Annotated in this window: 10 protein-coding genes and 1 pseudogene; 6 read left to right on the forward strand and 5 right to left on the reverse strand. The window is 68.2% G+C overall.

What is annotated here, in order from left to right; all coding sequences use genetic code 11:
• The first annotated feature begins 201 nt into the window (after positions 1 to 201).
• Positions 202 to 3732, forward strand: a complete 3531-nt coding sequence (mfd, locus tag KVT44_RS45470) for a transcription-repair coupling factor (RefSeq protein ID WP_217573967.1) — start codon at positions 202 to 204, stop codon at positions 3730 to 3732.
• Between the two features lie 10 nt (positions 3733 to 3742).
• Here the strand turns inward: mfd and KVT44_RS45475 are convergent, their stop codons facing one another.
• Complete coding sequence (locus tag KVT44_RS45475) at positions 3743 to 4339, reverse strand: TetR/AcrR family transcriptional regulator (protein WP_217573968.1); 597 nt, start codon at positions 4337 to 4339, stop codon at positions 3743 to 3745.
• Between the two features lie 158 nt (positions 4340 to 4497).
• On the opposite strand from KVT44_RS45475, the gene KVT44_RS45480 reads away from it, so the two are divergent.
• Positions 4498 to 5412 (forward strand): hypothetical protein, encoded by a 915-nt coding sequence (locus KVT44_RS45480; protein ID WP_217574007.1) that lies wholly within the window; start codon positions 4498 to 4500, stop codon positions 5410 to 5412.
• A 180-nt stretch (positions 5413 to 5592) separates the two neighbouring features.
• Here the strand turns inward: KVT44_RS45480 and KVT44_RS45485 are convergent, their stop codons facing one another.
• Positions 5593 to 5781: an Rv0909 family putative TA system antitoxin gene (locus KVT44_RS45485; RefSeq protein WP_075027300.1), complete on the reverse strand. Its 189-nt coding sequence runs from the start codon at positions 5779 to 5781 to the stop codon at positions 5593 to 5595.
• A gap of 163 nt (positions 5782 to 5944) precedes the next feature.
• Here KVT44_RS45485 and KVT44_RS45490 point away from each other — a divergent pair, with 163 nt between their 5' ends.
• The 4 genes from KVT44_RS45490 (at position 5945) to KVT44_RS45505 (ending at position 19616) form a co-directional block, all read left to right on the forward strand.
• Entirely contained in the window at positions 5945 to 6670 is a 726-nt protein-coding gene (locus KVT44_RS45490; protein ID WP_217573969.1) for an HNH endonuclease family protein, read from the forward strand.
• A gap of 315 nt (positions 6671 to 6985) precedes the next feature.
• Positions 6986 to 17938: a LamG-like jellyroll fold domain-containing protein gene (locus tag KVT44_RS45495; protein WP_217573970.1), complete on the forward strand. Its 10953-nt coding sequence runs from the start codon at positions 6986 to 6988 to the stop codon at positions 17936 to 17938.
• 44 nt (positions 17939 to 17982) lie between these two features.
• Positions 17983 to 18495, forward strand: coding sequence for an SUKH-4 family immunity protein (locus tag KVT44_RS45500; RefSeq protein ID WP_217573971.1), 513 nt, complete (start codon positions 17983 to 17985; stop codon positions 18493 to 18495).
• A gap of 872 nt (positions 18496 to 19367) precedes the next feature.
• A complete protein-coding gene (locus KVT44_RS45505) occupies positions 19368 to 19616 on the forward strand; it encodes a hypothetical protein (protein WP_217573972.1) in 249 nt (82 codons plus the stop codon).
• Positions 19617 to 19705: 89 nt separating this feature from the next.
• Here KVT44_RS45505 and KVT44_RS59020 read toward each other — a convergent pair.
• From KVT44_RS59020 to KVT44_RS45515, 3 genes and pseudogenes are all read right to left on the reverse strand, one after another.
• Positions 19706 to 19807 (reverse strand): annotated as a pseudogene (locus tag KVT44_RS59020) (integrase); the annotation flags it as partial.
• A 241-nt stretch (positions 19808 to 20048) separates the two neighbouring features.
• A complete protein-coding gene (locus tag KVT44_RS45510) occupies positions 20049 to 20231 on the reverse strand; it encodes a DUF397 domain-containing protein (protein ID WP_217573973.1) in 183 nt (60 codons plus the stop codon).
• An 11-nt stretch (positions 20232 to 20242) separates the two neighbouring features.
• Positions 20243 to 21097: a helix-turn-helix transcriptional regulator gene (locus KVT44_RS45515; RefSeq protein ID WP_217573975.1), complete on the reverse strand. Its 855-nt coding sequence runs from the start codon at positions 21095 to 21097 to the stop codon at positions 20243 to 20245.
• Positions 21098 to 21186 lie beyond the last annotated feature (89 nt).

The raw sequence follows: 21186 nt of genomic DNA on the forward strand, positions 1-21186 counted from the left end.
CCCGCGGCGGAGCCGCATATAGACACAGCCCCGCGCCCCTGAGGGCGGGGCCGCGCCCCGATTCTCTGCCCTGCCCTGCCCGGACCCGTCCACCTCTTGCGTCTCACAGGGAGCGCGGCGCCGTCGTAGGCTGGACAACCCCGGCCCGTCGAGACGTGTCGGGCGGTTCGCGTTGCCCTCTCTCCGGGATGGAAGCCCTTCATGAGCCTGCACGGTCTGCTCGACGCCGTCGTCAAGGACGCCGCCCTCGCGGAAGCGGTGAAGGCCGCCACCGACGGCAACCGGATGCACATCGACCTGGTCGGCCCGCCCGCCGCCCGCCCCTTCGCGGTGGCGGCCCTGGCCCGCGACGCCGGCCGCCCCGTCCTGGCCGTGACGGCGACGGGACGCGAGGCCGAGGACCTGGCCGCGGCGCTCAGGTCCCTCCTCCCGCCCGACACCGTCGCGGAGTACCCCTCGTGGGAGACGCTCCCGCACGAGCGGCTGTCCCCCCGCTCGGACACCGTCGGCCGCCGTCTCGCCGTGCTGCGCCGCCTGGCGCACCCGCGCCCCGACGACCCCGAGACCGGCCCGGTGTCGGTCGTCGTCGCCCCGGTACGCTCGGTGCTGCAACCGCAGGTCAAGGGCCTGGGAGACCTGGAGCCGGTCGCGCTGCGGACGGGCCAGAGCGCCGACCTGGGCGGGATCGTCGAGGCGCTCGCGGCAGCCGCGTACTCCCGGGTCGAGCTCGTCGAGAAGCGCGGCGAGTTCGCCGTACGCGGCGGCATCCTGGACGTCTTCCCGCCCACCGAGGAGCACCCCCTGAGGGTGGAGTTCTGGGGCGACGACGTCGAGGAGATCCGTTACTTCAAGGTCGCCGACCAGCGCTCACTCGAGGTCGCCGACCACGGACTGTGGGCGCCGCCCTGCCGCGAGCTGCTCCTGACGGACGAGGTGCGGGAGCGGGCGGCCCGGCTCGCCGAGGAACACCCCGAGCTGGGCGAACTGCTCGGCAAGATCGCCGAGGGCATCGCCGTGGAAGGCATGGAGTCACTGGCTCCGGTCCTCGTCGACGACATGGAACTGCTGCTCGACGTCCTGCCCAAGGGCTCGATGGCCGTCGTCTGCGACCCGGAGCGGGTGCGGACGCGGGCCGCGGACCTGGTGGCGACCTCGCAGGAGTTCCTGCAGGCGTCCTGGGCGGCGACGGCCGGGGGCGGCGAGGCCCCCATCGACGTCGGCGCGGCCTCCTTGTGGGCCATCGCGGACGTCCGCGACCGGGCCCGCGAGCTGGACATGATGTGGTGGTCGGTGTCGCCGTTCGCGGCCGACGAGGAACTGGACGCGGACACCCTCAAGCTCGGCATGCACGCCCCCGAGACCTACCGCGGCGACACGGCCAGGGCGCTCGCCGACACCAAGGGCTGGCTCGCGGACAGCTGGCGCACGGTGTACGTCACCGAGGCGCACGGCCCCGCCGCCCGTACCGTCGAGGTCCTCGGCGGCGAGGGCATCGCGGCCCGCCTCGACGCGGAGCTGACCGAGCTGACGCCCGCCGTGGTGCAGGTCGCCTGCGGTTCGATCGACTACGGCTTCGTGGACCCGGCGCTCAAGCTCGCCGTCCTCACGGAGACCGACCTCTCCGGCCAGAAGGCGGCCGGCAAGGACGGCGCGCGCATGCCGGCCCGCCGCCGCAAGACGATCGATCCCCTCACGCTCGAAGCGGGCGACTACATCGTGCACGAGCAGCACGGTGTCGGCCGCTACATCGAGATGGTGCAGCGGACCGTCCAGGGCGCGACTCGCGAATACCTGGTGGTGGAGTACGCCCCGGCCAAGCGCGGCCAGCCCGGCGACCGCCTCTACATCCCCACCGACCAGCTGGAACAGATCACCAAGTACGTCGGCGGCGAGGCCCCCACCCTGCACCGCCTGGGCGGCGCCGACTGGACGAAGACCAAGGCGCGCGCCAAGAAGGCGGTCAAGGAGATCGCGGCGGACCTGATCAAGCTGTACAGCGCGCGCATGGCGGCCCCCGGCCATGCCTTCGGATCCGACACCCCTTGGCAGCGCGAACTCGAGGACGCCTTCCCGTACGCGGAGACCCCCGACCAGCTCACGACCATCGCCGAGGTCAAGGAGGACATGGAGAAGACGGTCCCGATGGACCGCCTGGTCTGCGGCGACGTCGGCTACGGCAAGACGGAGATCGCGGTCCGCGCGGCCTTCAAGGCGGTGCAGGACGGCAAACAGGTCGCGGTCCTGGTGCCGACGACGCTGCTGGTGCAGCAGCACTTCGGGACCTTCTCCGAGCGCTACTCGCAGTTCCCGGTGAACGTCCGCGCCCTGTCCCGCTTCCAGACCGACACGGAGGCGAAGTCCGTCCTGGAGGGCCTGCGGGACGGCGCGGTGGACGTCGTCATCGGCACCCACCGGCTGTTCTCCGCCGAGACCAAGTTCAAGGACCTGGGCCTGGTCATCGTCGACGAGGAGCAGCGCTTCGGCGTCGAGCACAAGGAGCAGCTGAAGAAGCTGCGCGCCAACGTGGACGTCCTGACGATGTCCGCCACCCCCATTCCCCGTACGCTCGAAATGGCGGTGACGGGCATCCGGGAGATGTCCACGATCACCACCCCGCCGGAGGAGCGGCACCCGGTGCTGACCTTCGTCGGCCCGTACGAGGAGAAGCAGATCGGCGCGGCCGTCCGCCGTGAACTGCTGCGCGAGGGCCAGGTCTTCTACATCCACAACCGGGTCGAGTCGATCGACCGGGCGGCGGCGCGGCTGCGTGAGATCATCCCCGAGGCGCGTATCGCGACGGCGCACGGCCAGATGGGCGAGCAGGCTCTGGAGCAGGTGGTCGTCGACTTCTGGGAGAAGCGGTTCGACGTGCTCGTGTCGACCACGATCGTCGAATCCGGCATCGACATCTCCAACGCCAACACGCTGATCGTGGAGCGCGGCGACAACTTCGGCCTCTCGCAGCTGCACCAGCTGCGCGGCCGGGTGGGCCGAGGCCGTGAGCGCGGCTACGCCTACTTCCTGTACCCGCCGGAGAAGCCCCTGACGGAGACCGCGCACGAGCGGCTCGCGACCATCGCCCAGCACACGGAGATGGGCGCGGGCATGTACGTGGCGATGAAGGACCTGGAGATCCGCGGCGCGGGCAATCTGCTCGGCGGCGAGCAGTCGGGTCACATCGCGGGCGTCGGCTTCGACCTGTACGTCCGTATGGTCGGCGAGGCGGTCGCGGACTACCGGGCCTCCCTGGAAGGCGGAGTCGAGGAGGAGCCGCCCCTGGAGGTCAAGATCGAGCTGCCGGTCGACGCGCACGTCCCGCACGACTACGCGCCGGGTGAGCGGCTGCGTCTGCAGGCCTACCGCGCCATCGCCTCCGCCAACACGGAGGAGGACGTCAAGGCCGTACGCGAGGAACTCACCGACCGCTACGGCAAGCTGCCCGAGCCGGTGGAGAACCTGCTGCTCGTCGCGGGCCTGCGGATGCTCGCGCGGGCGTGCGGTGTCGGCGAGGTCGTGCTTCAGGGCAACAACATCCGCTTCGCACCGGCGGAGTTGCGAGAGTCCCAGGAACTGCGCCTCAAGCGGCTCTACCCGGGCACGGTCATCAAGCCGGCCGCCCACCAGCTCCTGGTGCCCCGCCCGAAGACGGCGAAGGTGGGCGGGAAGCCGTTGGTCGGGCGGGAGTTGTTGGGGTGGACCGGGGAGTTCCTGGCGACGATTCTCGGGTCGTAGAGGGCGAACCTCAGGCTTGCGCCGACGGTGGCTGGAACAGCATTCCCGTCAGGGTGCGGAAGACCTCCTCGGGGTCCTGGTCGCCGACCGCGGCGTCCAGGTTGTGGCCGAGGAGCAGCGTGGCGAAGCCGTGGGCCAGGGACCAGGCGGCGACTCCGGCGAGGCGGGGGTCGGTGCCGGGTTCCGGCACCCGGTCGGAGACGGCCCGGCGCAGGCGGTCCGCGGTCAGGGCGCGGGCCGTGGTCAGCTCCAGGTCGTTCTCGCGCAGCAGCTCCGGCGTGAACATCACCTGGAAGTGCGCCGGGTGCTCACGCGCGAAACGTACGTAGTGGACGCCCGCGTCCCGTAGGTCCGTGGCCTCGGTGAGCGCGGCCGACAGCAGCGCGTGGCCCTCGGCCGCGATCGCCGTGAGCAGGCCGGTGCGGTCCTTGAAGTGGTGGGCCGGAGCCGCGTGCGAGACGCCTGCCCGGCGGGCCAGGTCGCGCAGACTCAGCGCGGACGGGCCTTCGGCGGCGATGACGTCGAGCGCGGCGCTCAGGATCGCGCGACGCAGATCGCCGTGGTGATAGGGGCGTTCGGGAGTGGTCTTCGCGGTCTCCATGGTCATCAGCGTACGCGGAATCTAGGCATTGACAAGTTCGGCGGGTTCGGGCAATCTTGTCAGTGTCAAGTTGTCGCATGGGTGGGAACGGGACGAGGGGGTTCGTCATGTCGGAGCACGGTAGTGAGGTGGCCGGGATGGTTCAGGGGGACGGGGCTGTCGGTATGGAGACCGGGATCAGGACAGGGGTGGGGACCGGGATCGAGTTCGGGATCGAGCTCGGCGAGGTGCGTCGGCTGTGGCATCTGCTGGAGCCTCTGCACGCGGTGCTCTACTACGCGCCGGAGGTCTTCGAGGAGTCGGCCGCGCTCGGGTACGCCGGGTCGGCGGAGGACCGCTGGCCGACCTACTTCCCCTTCCGTGCCGCGCCGTTGGGGGCGGTCGGGAGTGAACGCGTGTCGTCCGCCTTCTACAGCTTCAGCCCGCGCATGGTCGCCGCGCACATGGACTCCGCGTGGGACACCGCGAGCCCCGCGGATGTGCTGAAGGCGAGGGAGCGGGGCATGGACCGGGCGTACCGCGCGATATTCGGCGACCGCGCGGCGAGCCCCGAACTCGTCGAGGCCGCAGGGCTGTTGCGCCGTGCCGCCGAGGCCGCGAACACCGCGGGTCGGCCCATGGCCGCGGCCAACGCGGAGCCGGCGTGGCCGGCCGCCCCGCACCTCCAGTTGTGGCATGCGGCGACGATCCTGCGCGAGCACCGGGGCGACGGTCACCTCGCGGCGCTGCTCGTCGCCGGGCTCGACCCCGTCGAAGCGCTCGTGTCCTTCGCGGCGATCGGTGCGGCCTCCGTCGAGCGCTTCGAGAGCCGTGGCTGGAGCCCGCAGGAGTGGAGCGCCGCCCGTGAACGCCTCGCCGCGCGCGGCCTCGTGACCGAATCCGGTACCGCCACACCCGCGGGCCGCGAACTCCGTGCCGAGGTCGAACGCCACACGGACGAACTGGCCGCCGCCCCCTGGCTCGCCCTCACCCCGGCCGAGCGGAGCCGACTGACCGAGCTGCTCGGCGAGTTCTGGGTCGCGGTGCTGGGTTCGGGACTGCTGCCTTCGGAGTCCACGTTGGGGATCGGGAAGGTGTGAGGGGGAGGGCGTGAGGGAGGGCACGGGGGCGAGAGTGTGCGGGCGTGAGAGCGTGCGTCGCCGGGCGGCGCAAGTGAAGCCGCCCGCGGGAGTGGGGCTTCGCGGACGGCCTCGGTGTCACGGTCGATCGGTGGGTGTGTCGTGCCTCGCGCGTCTCCGCGACTACGGCTGATCGGGCGTCTACGGCTGATCGGGCCGGTCGGTCGGTTCGCGGTCCATGCCCATCGCGCCCTCGATCTTCTGCTGGGCGTCGTCGACCTGGTCCGTGTACTTGTTGCCCGTCTTCTCGTTGATCTCCCGTTCCCCGGCGTCGGACATGTCCTTGCGCTTGGACTTCGCCTGATCCTTGAATCTGTCGAAGATGCCCATGCAGGAACTCCTTCCGGAGGTGTGTCACCACCGACGATACGCCCGGCGTGCACCTATTGCCCGTTGGAGGAGGGTATGGGCTGGGCATGCCCGCCGCTACCGTGGGCACCAGGGAAACGCGCCCTGTGCAGGGCGGACCCGGGGAACAAAGGGGAGGGGCGTCGTGGTGCGTCTGAGGGGTGGGGCGGCGGCTGCCGCAGTGGTGCTGTTCGTCGTCGGCGCGGGGATCAGCGGCTGCAAGAAGGAGACCACGGGCTCCGCCGGCCCGCAGGGCACGGTGGCCGGCGGCGCCGCGCTCACCGCCGTGGACTCGCTGACCGTCAAGGGGCGCGCCCCCAAGACGGGCTACAGCAGGGCGAGGTTCGGCACGGCCTGGGCCGACACGGACTCCAACAAGTGCGACACCCGCGACGACATCCTCAAGCGGGACCTGAAGAACGTGAAGTTCACCGGTGGCACCTGCAAGGTGGTCTCCGGGGCGCTCGAACCCGACCCGTACTCCGGCAAGGAAGTGACGTACAAGCGCGGCCGCAGCCTGGTGGACATAGACCACCTCGTCGCACTCTCGGACGCCTGGCAGAAGGGCGCCAAGTACTGGGACGCGAGCAAGCGGATAGCGCTGGCCAACGACCCGCTCAACCTGCTGTCCGTCGACGCGAGCACCAACCGCAGCAAGGGCGACGGCGACACCGCGACCTGGCTCCCGCCCAACAAGGGGTACCGCTGCACGTATGTGGCCGCGCAGGTGGCCGTGAAGAAGAAGTACGGGTTGTGGGTCACCGGCGGGGAGAAGGCCGCGATGAAGAAGGTGCTCTCCGAGTGCCCCGGCCAGAAGCTCCCCTCGGGCGGCAACCCGACCCAGGCGCCGAAGCGGTTCAGCGCGAACTGACGCTGTTTCATGTCGGCCGACACAAGGGCGAGATGACGAGAATCCATCAAGAAAGTGAGGAACCCGCAAAGAAGTTCACAAGAAGCAAAGGGGCGAGTCCAAACAAGTCGACTTGGTTCAGCAAGAGCCGGTCAAGCTAAGGCCAAGAACCTTCCTCGGGCCTGTCCACGGCATGTTCACAACAGTCAAGATCAGCGGGTTTCTGTGCTTCTCCTGCGCGTTTCCCCTGTCTGATCTCTCCTGACTGTTGGAGTCGAAGCCGTGCGCATTCGGCCTGCCCGCCGTTCCCGCCAGCCCCGCCGTCCCGTCAGCCGTATGCACCGCATCCGGCGGCAGGTGGCCATGGTCGCCCTGACGGCGCTCGCACTGATGCTGACGACCCAGCAGGCGGTGGCCGACGGCCGCGAGTTGGGCCATGTGTCCCTCTCGATGCCGAGTCTGTCCTCCGTGGTGGCCTGGTTCCAGGACCCGCACTGGGGCCGGATCCCGCACCAGCAGTCGGGCACCGCGGCCGGACACGCCCACCACGTCTCCGCGAAGACGACCGACGCCAAGCGCGGCGTGGGCAGGGCGCCGGGCAAGGGCAAGGGCGAGCTCGCCGCCTACCAGCCGCACAAGCCCGCCGTTCAGCAGGGCAAGAGCCGCGGCGGCGGCACCTACAACCCCAAGACCAGCAAGCGCAACGCGGCCAAGTCCTCGCGCACCGACACCGTCTACGACAACGCCGACGGCAGCACCACTCGCCGAATATCCCCGACGCCCGTCAACTATCAGGTGGGGAAGGGGAGATGGGCGCCGATCGATGTGGACGTGAGAGCGGGTCCGGACGGTCGCTGGCACGAGAAGGCCAACTCCGTCGGCGTCGACTTCGGCGCCAAGGCCAGTGACTCCGGCCTCGTCTCCTTCGCCACCGACAGCGCCCACTCCGTCGCATACGGACTCAAGGGCGCGGCCTCCGTCAAGGGCGCGGTGGACGGCTCGCGCGTCACGTACGAGAACGTCCTGACGGACACCGACCTCCAGGTCGCCCCCACCGCGACCGGCGTCAAGGACGCGGTCGTCCTGCGTTCCGCGGACGCGGGGAACAGCTGGACCTTCCCCCTGGACCTCAAGGGCCTCACGCCCGTCCAGACCAAGAGTGGGTCGATCGACCTGCGTGACTCCACCGGCAAGACCGTCGAGCGCGTCCCCTCGTCGTACGCCTACGACTCGAAGGTGAACCCGCGCTCCGGGGACCCGGCCACCACCCACGACGTCAGCACCGAGCTCGTCCACGACAAGGACGGCTACGCGCTGAAGGTGACCCTCGACGACAGCTGGCTGCACGATGCGCGCCGCGTCTTCCCGGTCACCGTCGACCCGCAGGTCACGGACGGCTGGACCACCACCTACGCCGAGTCCGGCGCCGCGGGCGACCACTCCTACGAGCAGACCGTCAAGGTCGGCTCCTACGACTCCGGCACCCACTCCGCGGTCAGCTACGTCAACCACTGGGACACCGCCTGGGACGGCAGCGGCGTCACCGTCTCCTCCGCGTCCCTGCACCTCTTCGACACCTGGGCCTCCACCTGCACCGCCGAGCGTTTCGACGTCGCGCTGGTGACGAAGGCCTGGACCCCGGAGGGCGTCACCAGCTACCCGGGGCCGACGTACGGCTCCTCGATCGGCAACGCGACGCCGAGCGTGCCCAACGCCTGCGCCAACACCGGCGCCGACCGCACCGTCGGCGACAACGTGACCGTCTCCCTGTCCACGTCCGCCATCCAGGGCTGGATGAGCGGCACCACCGCCGACTACGGCCTGGCGATCTACGCGTCGACCACCGACGCCCTGCACTGGAAGCAGTTCGGCTCCTTCAACGACCCCGGGCTCGGCCCGTACATCGTGGTCACCTACACGGGCAACACGGCGCCGCAGCTGTACGAGCAGTTCCCCGCCGACAACGCGGTCGTGGGCACCACCACCCCCGAGCTGACCGCCTGGGCGGGCGGCGCCAACTCCAGCGGCAGCGCCGGCCAGTACGTCTTCAAGGTCTACGACGCGACCAACACCCAGGTCGCCACGTCCGGTCTGATCTCCACCGGCGACTGGACGGTCCCGGCGGGCAAACTGGCCTGGGGCAAGAACTACACGTGGACCGTTCAGGCGTACGACTCGACGACGGCCCTTTATTCCACGGCGGATCCGTACGCGCTCTCGGTCCAAGTGCCGCAACCCGTGATCACCTCGGGTCTGTCGCAGAACAGCAGCGACCACGGCTTCGACGCGTCGATCGGCAACTACACCACCTCCGACACCGACGCCTCGATCTCCACCGTCGGCCCCTCGCTGGACGTGGAGCGCGACTACAACTCCCGCGACCCGCGCTGGACCGGCGCGTTCGGGTCCGGCTGGTCGAGCATCTTCGACGCGCGGGCGACCGAGCAGTACACGGCGTCGGGCGCGGTCTCCAGTGTCAACGTCACCTACCCGGACGGTTCGCAGGTCGGGTACGGCAAGAACAGCGACGGCACGTTCGCCCCGGGCAACGGGCGGTTCGCCACCTTCACCACGGTCACGGGCGGCGGCTACAAGCTGACCGACAAGGACGACACGGTCTACACGTTCACCCAGTCCCTGGGGTCGGGCGCCTACGGTCTGCTCTCCGTGACGGACGCCAACGGGCGGTCCATCACCTTCACCTGGACCAGCGGCCACATCACGAAGATGACGTCCGCTGTCTCCTCGCGCTCCCTCAACCTGACCTGGTCCACGCCGACCGGCGCGCTGGCCGCGCACGTCGCGACCGTCGTCACCGACCCGGTCACCGCGGGGGACTCCTCCACCGCGCAGACCTGGACGTACGGCTACACCGGCGACCAGCTCACCAAGGTGTGCTCGCCGCTGTCGTCGACCAAGTGCACGACGTACGGCTACACGAGCGGCTCGCAGTACCAGAACGCCTCGCTCGACCTCGACCCGCACGCCATGTGGCCGCTGTCGGAGGCCTCAGGCGCGACGACCGCCAAGGACGCCGTCCTCGCAGGCGAGGGCACCGACAACGCGACCTACGAGAACGTGACGACGGGCCAGAGCGGTGGCCCGCTCACCGGCTCCTCCTCCACCGTCGCCACCTTCAACGGCACCTCCTCCGACGTCTCGCTGCCGAAGAACACCGGCAACGACACCGACTCCGGCGCGCTCTCGCTCTGGTTCAAGACCTCCGCGGGCCCCGGCGTCCTGTACTCGTACGCCTCCCAGCCCATCGGCTCCGGACAGGCCGCGGGCTTCTACACCCCCTCGATCTACGTCGGCACCGACGGCAAGCTGAACGCCGAGTTCTGGTACAGCGGCGGCATCAACCCGATCGTCACGACCGCGTCGGTCGCCGACGGCAGGTGGCACCACGTGGTGCTGTCGGCCGCGGGCAACTCGCAGACGCTGTACGTCGACAACGCGAAGATCGGCTCGCGCACCGGCACCGTCTCCATCCAGAGCGCGGTCGCCTTCGGCAAGAACCAGTCCTTCAACTACCTCGGCACCGGCTTCCTCGGCGGCAACTGGCCCGACGAGCCGCACCAGAGCTCCAGCGAGAAGACCGGCTACGCCACCTACTTCAACGGCTCGGTCGCGGACGCCGCCTGGTACGGCCGCCCGCTGGTCGCCGCCGACGTCAACGCCCTCTACCAGTACGGCACCCACGCGGCGAGCCTGCTGACCTCCATCACCCGGCCGTCCGGCAAGACGTACGCGGCGATGCAGTACGACCCGGGCACCACCACCCTCACCCAGCTCACCGACGAGAACGGCGGCGTCTGGAAGCTCGGGGCGCCCACGGTCACCGGCTCCAGCCAGACCTACCGGGGCGCGGTCCTCGGCGCGGCGCCCGCGGGCTACTTCCGTCTCGGCGAGGCGGCCGGCGCGACCACCGCGGTCGACGAGGTGCGCGGCGGCAACGGCACGTACAGCGCGGTGACGCTCGGCGCGACGGGACCGTTCAGCGATCAGAAGGCCGCGACGTTCGACGGCAGCACCTCGTCCATGGCGCTGCCCAGCGGCATCCTGCCCGGCGCGGGCGCCGAGTCGGTCAGTATGTGGTTCAAGACCTCCATGGCGAACGGCGTGCTGCTCGGCGCGTCCAAGGACCCGCTGAGCTCAGGCACCACCACCGGCAACTACACGCCCGTCCTCTATGTCGGCAGCAGCGGAAAGCTGTACGGCGAGTTCTACTTCTCCGGCGGATCCACCAAACCCATCGGCTCCGCCGCCGCGGTGACCGACGGCAAGTGGCACCACGTCGTGCTGTCGACGGCATCCGACAGCCAGGCGCTGTACCTCGACGACGCGCTGGTGGCCTCGCAGACCGGCACGGCCGCGATGAGCGTCCAGACCAACCAGTACGTCGGCGCGGGCTTCATCGGCGGCAACTGGCCCGACGAGTCGCACACCAGCACCACCAGCAACACCGGTTACGCCACCTACTTCAAGGGTTCCATCGCCGAGGTCGCCGTCTACCGCTCCCAGCTGGCCGCGGCGGACGTGGCCCAGCAGTGGGAGGCCGCGAAGAACTCCACCGGTCTGCTCCCGGTGGAGACGGTCAAGGTGACCTCGCCGGCGAACGCCACGCTCACCTACACCTACGACGTCGACAACGGCAACCGGGCGCTGACCGAGACCGACGGCCTCGGCAACAAGACGAGCTTCGGCTACGACTCCGCCGGTTTCGAGCACACGGTCACCGACCCCAACGGCTCGATGAACATCACCGGTCACGACGTGCGCGGCAACATCGTCTCCTCGACCGCCTGCCAGGACGAGTCCGCGAACAAGTGCTCGACCGAGTACTACACGTACTACCCGGACGACACCACGGCCCAGCTGACGACGACCGACCCGCGCAACGACCAGCTGCTGACCGAGCGCGACGGCCGTTCGGCTTCGGCGACCGACAACACCTACCTGACCTCGTACGTGTACGACGCGCAGGGCAACCAGACCGGTATCACCGGCCCGGCCGTCCCCGGATTCCCCAAGGGCCGCACCACCACGACCGTCTACAGCGACGGCACCAGCACCTACCCGTCCGCCGACGGCGGAGTGGTGCCCAAGGGCCTGCCGGTGAAGACGATCAGCCCCGGCGGCGCGGTCAACCAGGTGGCGTACTTCAAGAACGGCGACGTCGCCTCGACCACCGACGCCATCGGTCTGGCGACGACCTACACCTATGACGGCCTCGGCCAGGTCCTCAGCCAGAACGTCGTCTCGGACACCTACCCGAACGGTCTGACCACCTCGTACAAGTACGACCTGAACGGCCAGGTCACCGAGGAGCACGACCCGCAGCTCACCGACCGCGTCACCGGCGCCACCCACGCCGCCGTCTCCTCGACCGTCTACGACGAGGACGGCAACGTCACCTCGCAGACCGTCGCCGACGCGAGCGGCGGCGACACCGCGCGCACCGAGACGCAGACCTACGACGCCTACGACCACCTGCTGACCGAGTCGGACGCCAACGCGGTCGCGGGTGCGAGCAACGGCAACACGACCACGTACACCTACGACAACCAGGGCAACAAGACCAAGGAAGTCACCTCGGCGGGCAACGAGACCCGCTACACGTACGACGACAACGGCAACCTGCTCACGCAGGCCCTGATGTACACCGGTGACCCGGTCAACCCGGGGACCGCGACCCTGCTCACGGAGTCCTCGCGCGCCTACGACCCGGCCGGCCGCCTCCAGTCGGTGACCGACGCGATGGGCAACGCCACCTCGTACACCTACCTGGACGACGGTCTGACCGCCGCGGTGAAGCGGACCAGCTCCGACGGCACGAAGAGCTACGTCCTGGAGTCGGACACCTACGACGCCGCCGGGAACCTGCTCACCTCGACCTCCGACAACGGCGAGACCGTCACCAACTACAAGGTCGACGCGGCCTCCCGCACCACCTCCACCACGGTCGACCCGACCGGCGTGGACCGCGTCTCCACGGTCTCGTACACCCCGGACGACCAGGTCGCGAGCGAGAACGACCACGACGCCACGGGCTACGACCGCACCACCACCAGCACGTACGACGCCATGGGCAACGTGCTCAGCGAGACGCTGTACGGGGACGCCTCCGGGCACCCGGCCGGCTGGTGGAAGCTCAACCAGGACTCCGGCACCAACATCACCGACTCCTCCGGCACCGGCAACACCGCCACCGCCGGATCGGGCGTGACCTGGTCGGACAGCGCGGCGAAGTTCGCGGGCACCACCACCGGCACCGGCAACGTCATCGACACCACCGGCCCGGCCCTGGACACCACCGCCTCCTACACGGTCTCCGCCTGGGTCAACCTCAGCGACACCTCCACCTACCGCACCTTCGTCGCGCAGGGCGGCACCAACCGGGCCTCCTTCTACCTGCAGTACTCGAAGGCCGACAACGCGTACCGCTTCCACGCGGCCAACGCCGACGTGGCCTCCCCGACCGCGTTCTACGACGCCACCGCCACCGCGGCACCCACGCTGAACACCTGGACGCACCTGGTCGGCGTCTTCGACTCGACGACCGGCTCGATGAAGCTGTACGTCAACGGCGCCCAGGCGGGCTCGGGTACCAACACCGCGCCCTGGACGGGCACCGGACCGCTCTCCATCGGCGGCACCGAGAAGGCGGACGGCACGACGAGCGACGTCGTCGCCGGTTCGGTCGGTGACGTGCAGGTCTACCAGCGGGCCCTGTCCGCGACCGACGTCACCTCGCTCTACGGCAAGGGCCGCACGGGCGGCACGGTCGGCTCCTCCACCGAGCAGACCACCAAGTACACCTACGACAAGCGGGGCCTGCCGACGTCCACGACGGACGCCGAGCAGAACACCACGACGTACGCCTACGACGAGGCCGGCAACCTCGCGGTCTCCACCGCGCCCGCCGTCCAGTCCGAGCCGGACGGCACCACGGCGGCGACCGTCCACCCCGTCACCACCAGCGGCTTCAACACCTTCGGCGAGGGCGTCGAGGAGGAGGACCCGAACGGCCTGGTGACGACCACGGCGTACGACGCCAACGGCAACAAGGTCTCCGAGGCGCTCCCCTCGTACACCCCCGCGGGCGCCTCGACGCCCAACGCGGGCACCACGGTCTGGAAGTACGACAGCGAGGGCAACCAGACCGACGAGATCAGCCCGAGCGGCAAGACCACCTCGTACCTCTACGACCAGATGGGCAACCTCGCCCAGATCACGGCGCCCGACGGCACCAAGACGCACGCGCTGTACGACACCGACGGCGAGCAGCTGTCGGCGACGGACGCGGCGGGCGCGCAGACCCAGGCGACCTACGACTTCATGGGCCGCCAGCTGACCTCGACGACGATGGAGCGCTACCCGTCGACGAGGACGCTGACGACGACGAACTCGTACGCGGTCACGACCGGCAACCCGTACGGCGCCCACACCGCGTCGACGACCACGCCGGGCGGTGTCACGAACACATACGCCTACAACCGGGCCGGTGACATCACCTCGGTCACGGACGGCGCGGGCAACACGACCCGCTACGGCTACGACTTCGAGGGCAACACGACGAAGACGACGCTGGCGGACGGCACCTGGACCGAGACGGACTACAACGCCTCGGACGACCCGACGGCGACGCGCGAGTTCGACGCGAGCGGCACCAAGCTGTCGGAGACCTCGCAGCAGTACGACGGTGTGGGCAACATGGTCGCGTCCACGGACGCCAACCAGCACACCACGCGCTGGACGTACGACGCGTCGGGCGCGATCACGCAGCAGGTCGAGCCGGTGGACGCCTCGACGTCGATCACCACGACCTTCGGCTACGACGCGGCGGGCAACCGCACGCGCTTCACCGACGGCCGCGGCAACTCCTGGCGCTACACGTACACGCCGTGGGGCCAGCAGGAGAAGGTGGTCGAGCCCACGACCGACAAGTACACCTCGGCCGCCGACTCGACGACGACCTTCGCCTACGACGCGGACGGTCAGCTGACGACGGCCACTCTTCCGGGTGGCGTCACGACGTCGATGACGTACGACGTCAACGGCCAGCTGAAGACGATGTCCGGCGCGGGCGCCGACGCGGAGACGGCGAAGCGCAGCTTCAACTACGACGCGGACGGCCGGGTCCTGTCGGCGGACACGGACGAGGCGGGCATCGCGGGCGCGGTGGACCACCAGGCCGCCACGCACGACGCGTTCACCTACGACGACAGGGGTGACGTCCTCACGGCCTCGGGCTCGGCAGGCTCCTCCAACTTCACGTACAACAACGACGCGTCGATGCTGACGCGGACGGACGCGGCGGGCACGACGTCGTACGGCTACGACACGGCGGGCCGTCTGTCGTCCCTGAACGACGCGGCGACAGGCACCCAACTCACCTACACCTACGACCAGTTGAACGATCTGAAAACGGTCAAGTACGGCTCGACGGGCCAGACCCGCACGTTCGGCTACAACAGCTCGCACGAGCTGACGAGCGACGTCCTGGTCCAGGGCGCGTCGACGCTGGCGAGCTTCTCGTACGGCTACGACAACAACGGCAACCTGACGTCGAAGGCGACGACGGGTGTGTCCGGCGCCTCGTCGAACACGTACACGTACGACTGGTCGGACCGCCTGACGTCGTGGAACAACGGTTCGACGACGAAGAGTTACGCGTACGACGCCTCGGGCAACCGCATCCGCAACGGCTCGGATGTCTACACCTACGACGCCCGTGACGAGCTGACCTCGGACGGCACCCACACCTACGACTACTCCGCGCGCGGCACGATGACGCAGGAGTCGCAGACGTCGGGTTCGGTGGCGTACAAGACGGACGCGTTCGGCAGCCAGATCGCGGCCGGCACGCAGTCCTACACGCTGGACGCCCTGGGCCGGAACATCACGGACACGGACACGACGGCGCAGTCCACGCGCACGTTCGCCTACTCCGGCGCGGACAACACGATCGCGTCGGACGGCGACAACACGTACACGTACGATCCGTCGGGCGGCGTGATCGGCGTCAAGCCGTCGGGCGGCAGCGGGGTGCTGGCCCTGACGGACCTGCACAGCGACGTGGTGGGCACGTTCACGTCGGGCGCCACCTCGCTGACGGGTTCGGCGTCGTACGACCCGCTGGGCAAGGTGGTCTCGCCGACGAACACGGTGACGGGCCACCTGGGCTTCCAGTCCGGCTGGACGGAACCAGGAACCGGCGACGTCGGCACGGCCTCACGCTGGTACAGCCCGGACACGGGCCAGTTCCTCAACAAGGACAGCATCTCGCTCAACGCGGTGCCGAACTCGGTGGCGGCGAACCCGTTCGCCTACGTCGACGACAACCCGATGGCGGGCACGGACGAGTCGGGCAACTGCTCCTGGTACGACGTGGTGTGCGGTGCGAAGAAGGTCGCGCACAAGGTCAAGCACACCGTCTCCCACGTGGCGCACAAGGTCTACCACGCGGCCAAGCACGTGGCCCGCAAGGTCGTCCACGCGGTGAAGCACGCGGCGCACAAGATCGTCCACCATGTGCGGGACGTGTACCACGCGACGGTGCGGGTGGTGCGGCGCGTGTACCACTACGCGGCGCGGCACGTCAGACGCGTCTATCACGCGGCCGTCCATGCGGTGCATACGGCGTATCACAAGGCCTCACGCGTGGTGCACCGCGTGGTCCACGCGGTGAAGAAGGCGGCACACAAGATCGCGAGCCACGTGAAGAAGGCCGCGAAGGCGGTCGCCCATGTCGCCCGGACCGCGTACCACGCGACGGTCAAGGCGGCGAAGGCGACGGCGACGTACGTCAAGCACCACGCGGCTGCGATCACGTCGTTCGTGGTGTCGACGGCGGTGTTCGCGGGCTGCGAGGCGTTCACGGCCGGCCTGGGCACGATCGGCTGTGCCGCTGCCGCGGGCGCGGCGGGCTCCCTGGTCGAACAGGGCTTCAAGTGCGCCGAGAACGGTGGCGGCGACTGCAGCGCGGGAGCGTTCGGCGAGTCCGCACTCGAGGGCGCGGTCTCCGGCGCGGTCGGCGGTGCGCTCGGCAGCCTCGGCGGCAAGATCCTGGCGAAGGTGGCGCCCAAGGCGATGAAGGTCGTGGGCGGGCTGTTCGGCAAGGGGGCGACCGAGGCCGGGGATTCCGCGGCGGCGGATGCCACGGACGAGGCGGCTTCGGCGGCGGAGTCTGAAGGGGCGGGGACGCGGAGTCAGTCTCAGTCCAAGTGCCACAGTTTCACTGGTGCCACACCCGTGCTCATGGCGGACGGCACCGCCAAAGCAATTGACCATGTGCGAGTGGGCGACACAATCGCCAACTCGGTGCCGGGTGTTGCGGGTACGGAGGCTCACAAGGTCACCGCGGTGATCGTGACGCGCACCGACCACGACTTCGTCGACCTCACCATCAAGAAGACGACCGAGTCGGCGGCGAAGCAGACAGCGAAGGGCGGGGCGAAGTCCCTGGGCCGGAAGGTGGCCCACAAGGCGGCGTTCGGCCTGGCGGCCTCGGCGGCGGTGCTCGGCGTGCTGGCGGCGAACCACGGCCACGGTCATGAGTCAGCGTCGGCCCCGGTGGCGGCGGTCAGCACGGTTTCGACTCAGGACACCAAGGCCGTTGTCGGTACGGAGGCCGAGCAGAGCGCGCATCTGACGACGACGTTCCACCACCCGTTCTACGACGAGACCCAGTCGGCGTTCGTCGAGGCCAAGGAGTTGAAGGCCGGCGACGTCCTCCAGACCCCGACCGGCACCGCCGAGGTTGCCGGCGTCCGCCTTTACCACGCGAACACCACCACCTATGACCTCACCATCGGCACCCTCCACACCTACTATGTGGAGGCCGGGGACACCCCCGTCCTGGTCCACAACTGCAGCAACCTGGGTACCCAGGTTGACTACACGGACACCGAAAACCCTTTGGTCAAGGCAGTCCATGACCGACGCGTCCTGGAGCGTGACAAGACGACCAAGAACTACGCGTCGGCTCTTTTGAAGGACGGGAGAATCATCACCGGCAGGGCGATGGGCAAAGGTCGAGCCGGAATACATGCGGAAGAAGACGTGATCAACCAGGCGGGAGGAGTCGATAACATTTCCGAGATCTATTCAGAGCGCGCCCCGTGTGCGAACAAGTGTGATCCCCTTCTGCGGGACACGGATGTCGTAGTCTCACATTCCTTCCCGTGGAACGACCCGGACCCAGGCCTGCAGAAGGCGATACGAAGTCAAACAAACGCTGACCTTAAGAAGGCGGTTGCGGACATGTTTGCCTCGCGGCCATAGCGATAATTTCGGACCGAATCAGCGGTAGGACGGAAATTCATCCCATGCCCGAACAGCTACCTGAGTTGCCCAGGCCCGAGTTCACCATGATCCGCATCGGATCCTCGTCAGAGGTACCCGCGAGTATCGCAAGAGAACTCCTTGAGTCGGGGATTCCCGGCGGTCTGATCGGGTACGAGTACCGTCCTTTGGCAGAGGCCGTTTTCCTTGGTGAAATCCGACAGGGTGGATTGGTGTCCATCGCGACGAGTGGACTGCTGGGAAGGATCTGTATCGTTGTCGCAACGGGTGAGATTGTCCATATTCCTAAGGTTGAGTCGACGATGGCCACCCACGTCAACAGGGATCTCGACTCGTTCACGCGATGCGTCGCTGGGGTGATCGATCGTTTTCCTTTCTATGAGGAAGATGAAGAGCAAGAGGTATTTGAGGAGGTAGCGGACGAGGTTCGTGAAATCATCGTCACTATCGATGACACTGCGATGGTGCACAACGGGTTCTGGGACGGAATCTGCGAAGACGTGGCGATGGGGGACTATTCAAACTGGGATGACTGAAATCGAAAGTTCCGTTTCAGGTCGGCGATTCGGATGGAGGCAGTCGACTCACTTTGTTCGGCTCGTATTGGAGGAGTTCTGTCGAACGGGCAGTGAGAAAGGTCGCATTGCATTCAATGGGTCCAAGGCGAATTGAACGGGCAGCGACTGGGTGAAGAGCCCGTCGTGGACTTCGTCGACACTTCCGACGTGACGGATCCGTGGGCGTGAGGTAAAGCACAAGCCGCGAAGTAGAGGCACCGTAGTGATCAGGGATGAGGTTCGCGAGTTCGTCCGACTTGGCCCGCTCACTTCCGAGGCGGACAACTCGGAGGACGATGATGAGGCGTTCGATGAGATGGAACGGGCGCTTCATGCGATTGAGAAGCCTGTCACCGACGAAGAGGCTCAACTTCTGTTGGGGTGCTTCGGGGATGACAACTGTTTTGGATTGGCTTGGACGCTGCTGCACTTGGTGGAATCGGCCCCGTTGCCAGTGGTGACCTCTGAGCCACCCGAGGGATCGAATGAGTGGATCATCAGATTGTGGACGCGTTACAGGAATAGTGTGACGGATTAGTTCTACCGATCGCCATTTTTTGGCTCAAGACTCCAGCAGCCTCACTGGGTATTCGAGGTGAATCTGTGAGTAAGTCTGACGCGGCAACCGCCAAGCGTGTCACCTCTGATTGGGGTGCGACTCTCCCAAGGTTTTCGGAATGGCCACCCTTGCGATTGCTCCGATGTATCGGTCCAGTCGTTCAGGGTGTGACTCTGGACCGTACAACGGCAGGGGGCGGATACTTTCCCACTGTGCATATCCATGCGCTGGTGCGGGGATTCCCGGTTATTTCGTTGACGCTTGGTCAGCGAATGGTCACCTCCCGCCGGCGGTGCGGGAACTCGAAGACGGGGTACTCGTTGCCGCCGTGGCCGGAGAACCGTCGCTGGTCGAGTTCGGTCTTCGATCGGCGCGTCAGATGGTGGACGTGTGGCCCAAGTCCCGGCTACCACTGGACTGGAAGGGAAGCAGCATCTGGCTCACCGGCTTGGAAGAGCGAATCGCCGATCCCTCTGTCCTGTCGGGTGTCGTTGAGCAGCAGATCTCCTTTCATAAACTCGTGAAGGATCCGACGGTTTAGCACTTCGGGGCGATGTAGGCAGTGAGTGGGGCCTCAGCAGCGTTTGACGGCAACGCCAGCGGACGCTGGGGCGCCACTGTTGGGTTCGCCTTGATGGTGATGAGCTGGACGCCCTGTTCCAGGAGCGGGGTGGCGCGGGTGTGACGGAGGCCGTGGAAGCGGATTCGTCGGGTGGCTGCCTGGTCGAGCAGTTCTTGAGGTCCCTGGCGGAGGCCGCGTGATCAGTCGCTGACGTTAACGGTCGCGCACCCCTCGATACCGAGATCGGTCAACACGGCCCGGAGTCGTTCCGCCACCGGGCCGAGGGCCAGGTCGGCCCCGATCTCCAGGTCGAGATAGCAGCGCCCCGTGCCGTTGCCCGCACCCGTTATCTCGCCGTCGGAGCCGAACGCGGCCTTCGCGCCGAGGCGGTGGACCGTACTGGCCGAGGTGCTAGCGGCGCCTTGGCCGCAGGACGGCTATCAGGGTGGCGAGTTGGCGTGGGCCGGTGGTGAGGATGGTGTCCGGTTCGTCGCTTTCTCGGAGGAGGATCGTTCCGTCGGGGGTGGTCGTCACGTACACGCAGGCGGAGGCCTCCTGGCTGTAGGTGGACTTCTGCCAGTGCAGTTCGGGCATGGAGGGCTCCTTCAGATGTCTTGGGCGAGTTGGGCGACGAAGTCGCGGGACTTGGCCGGGGTAAGTGCGGCTTGCTGCATGCGGTCCAGGACCAGGTGGTAGCGCTCCAGTTGGGCGGGCGAGTCGATGAGTTCGGCGCCGTGGTCGGTGTCCAACTGGACGGTGTCGAGTTGGTGGACCGGGCCGTGGAGGTAGTCGACGCCCTGGCCGGAGGTGTGGAACGGGCCGTTGTCGAAGGGGACGACGACGAGGGTGATGTGGTCCAGTTCGCTCATCTCGTTGAGGTGGTGGAGCTGGGCCCTGATCGTGGTGCGGTCGCCGAAGCGCATGCGCAGGGCGGCTTCGTGGATGACCGCGGTGTACGGCGGGGGCTGCTCGCGGTGCAGGATCGCCTGGCGTTTGATGCGGTGCGAGACGCGGTGCTCGATCTCGTGGGGTTTCAGGGCGGGCACGGTGTGGCCGAACAGGGCGCGGGCGTGGTCCGTGGTCTGCAGCAGGCCGGGGATGTTGATGACGTGGGCCACGCGGAGCGCGGTGGAGTGATGCTCGACCTCGGTGAGGTCCAGCAGCCGCGGTGAGAGGATCTCGCGGTACTCCTCCCACCAGCCGCGCCGACGCTCGCCGGTCATCGCTGCCAGGGCGTCGATCAGTGGTTCGTCGGTGCAGTTGTAGTGGCGGGCCAGGGTGCGTACGCGATCGGCGCTGACCCCGTAGCGGCCGGCCTCGATGTTGCTCACGCGAGACTGCGTGGCGCCCAGCAGAGTGGCGGCCTGCGTCGCGGACAGGTCCGCGCGCTCGCGCAGCCTCCGCAGTTCGACACCCAGCCGCCGACGGCGGGCGGTGGGCAGAGGGCTCGGCTGCGGCATGAGCGGCGACTTCCCGTTCGTACGTATGGCGCGTGGGTCACCCACACGAAGGCAATATGGGCTGCAGTCCCCTTGATTCATGGAATGCA

This window comes from Streptomyces sp. GbtcB7, assembly GCF_019091445.1.
GTDB lineage: Bacteria > Actinomycetota > Actinomycetes > Streptomycetales > Streptomycetaceae > Streptomyces > Streptomyces mirabilis.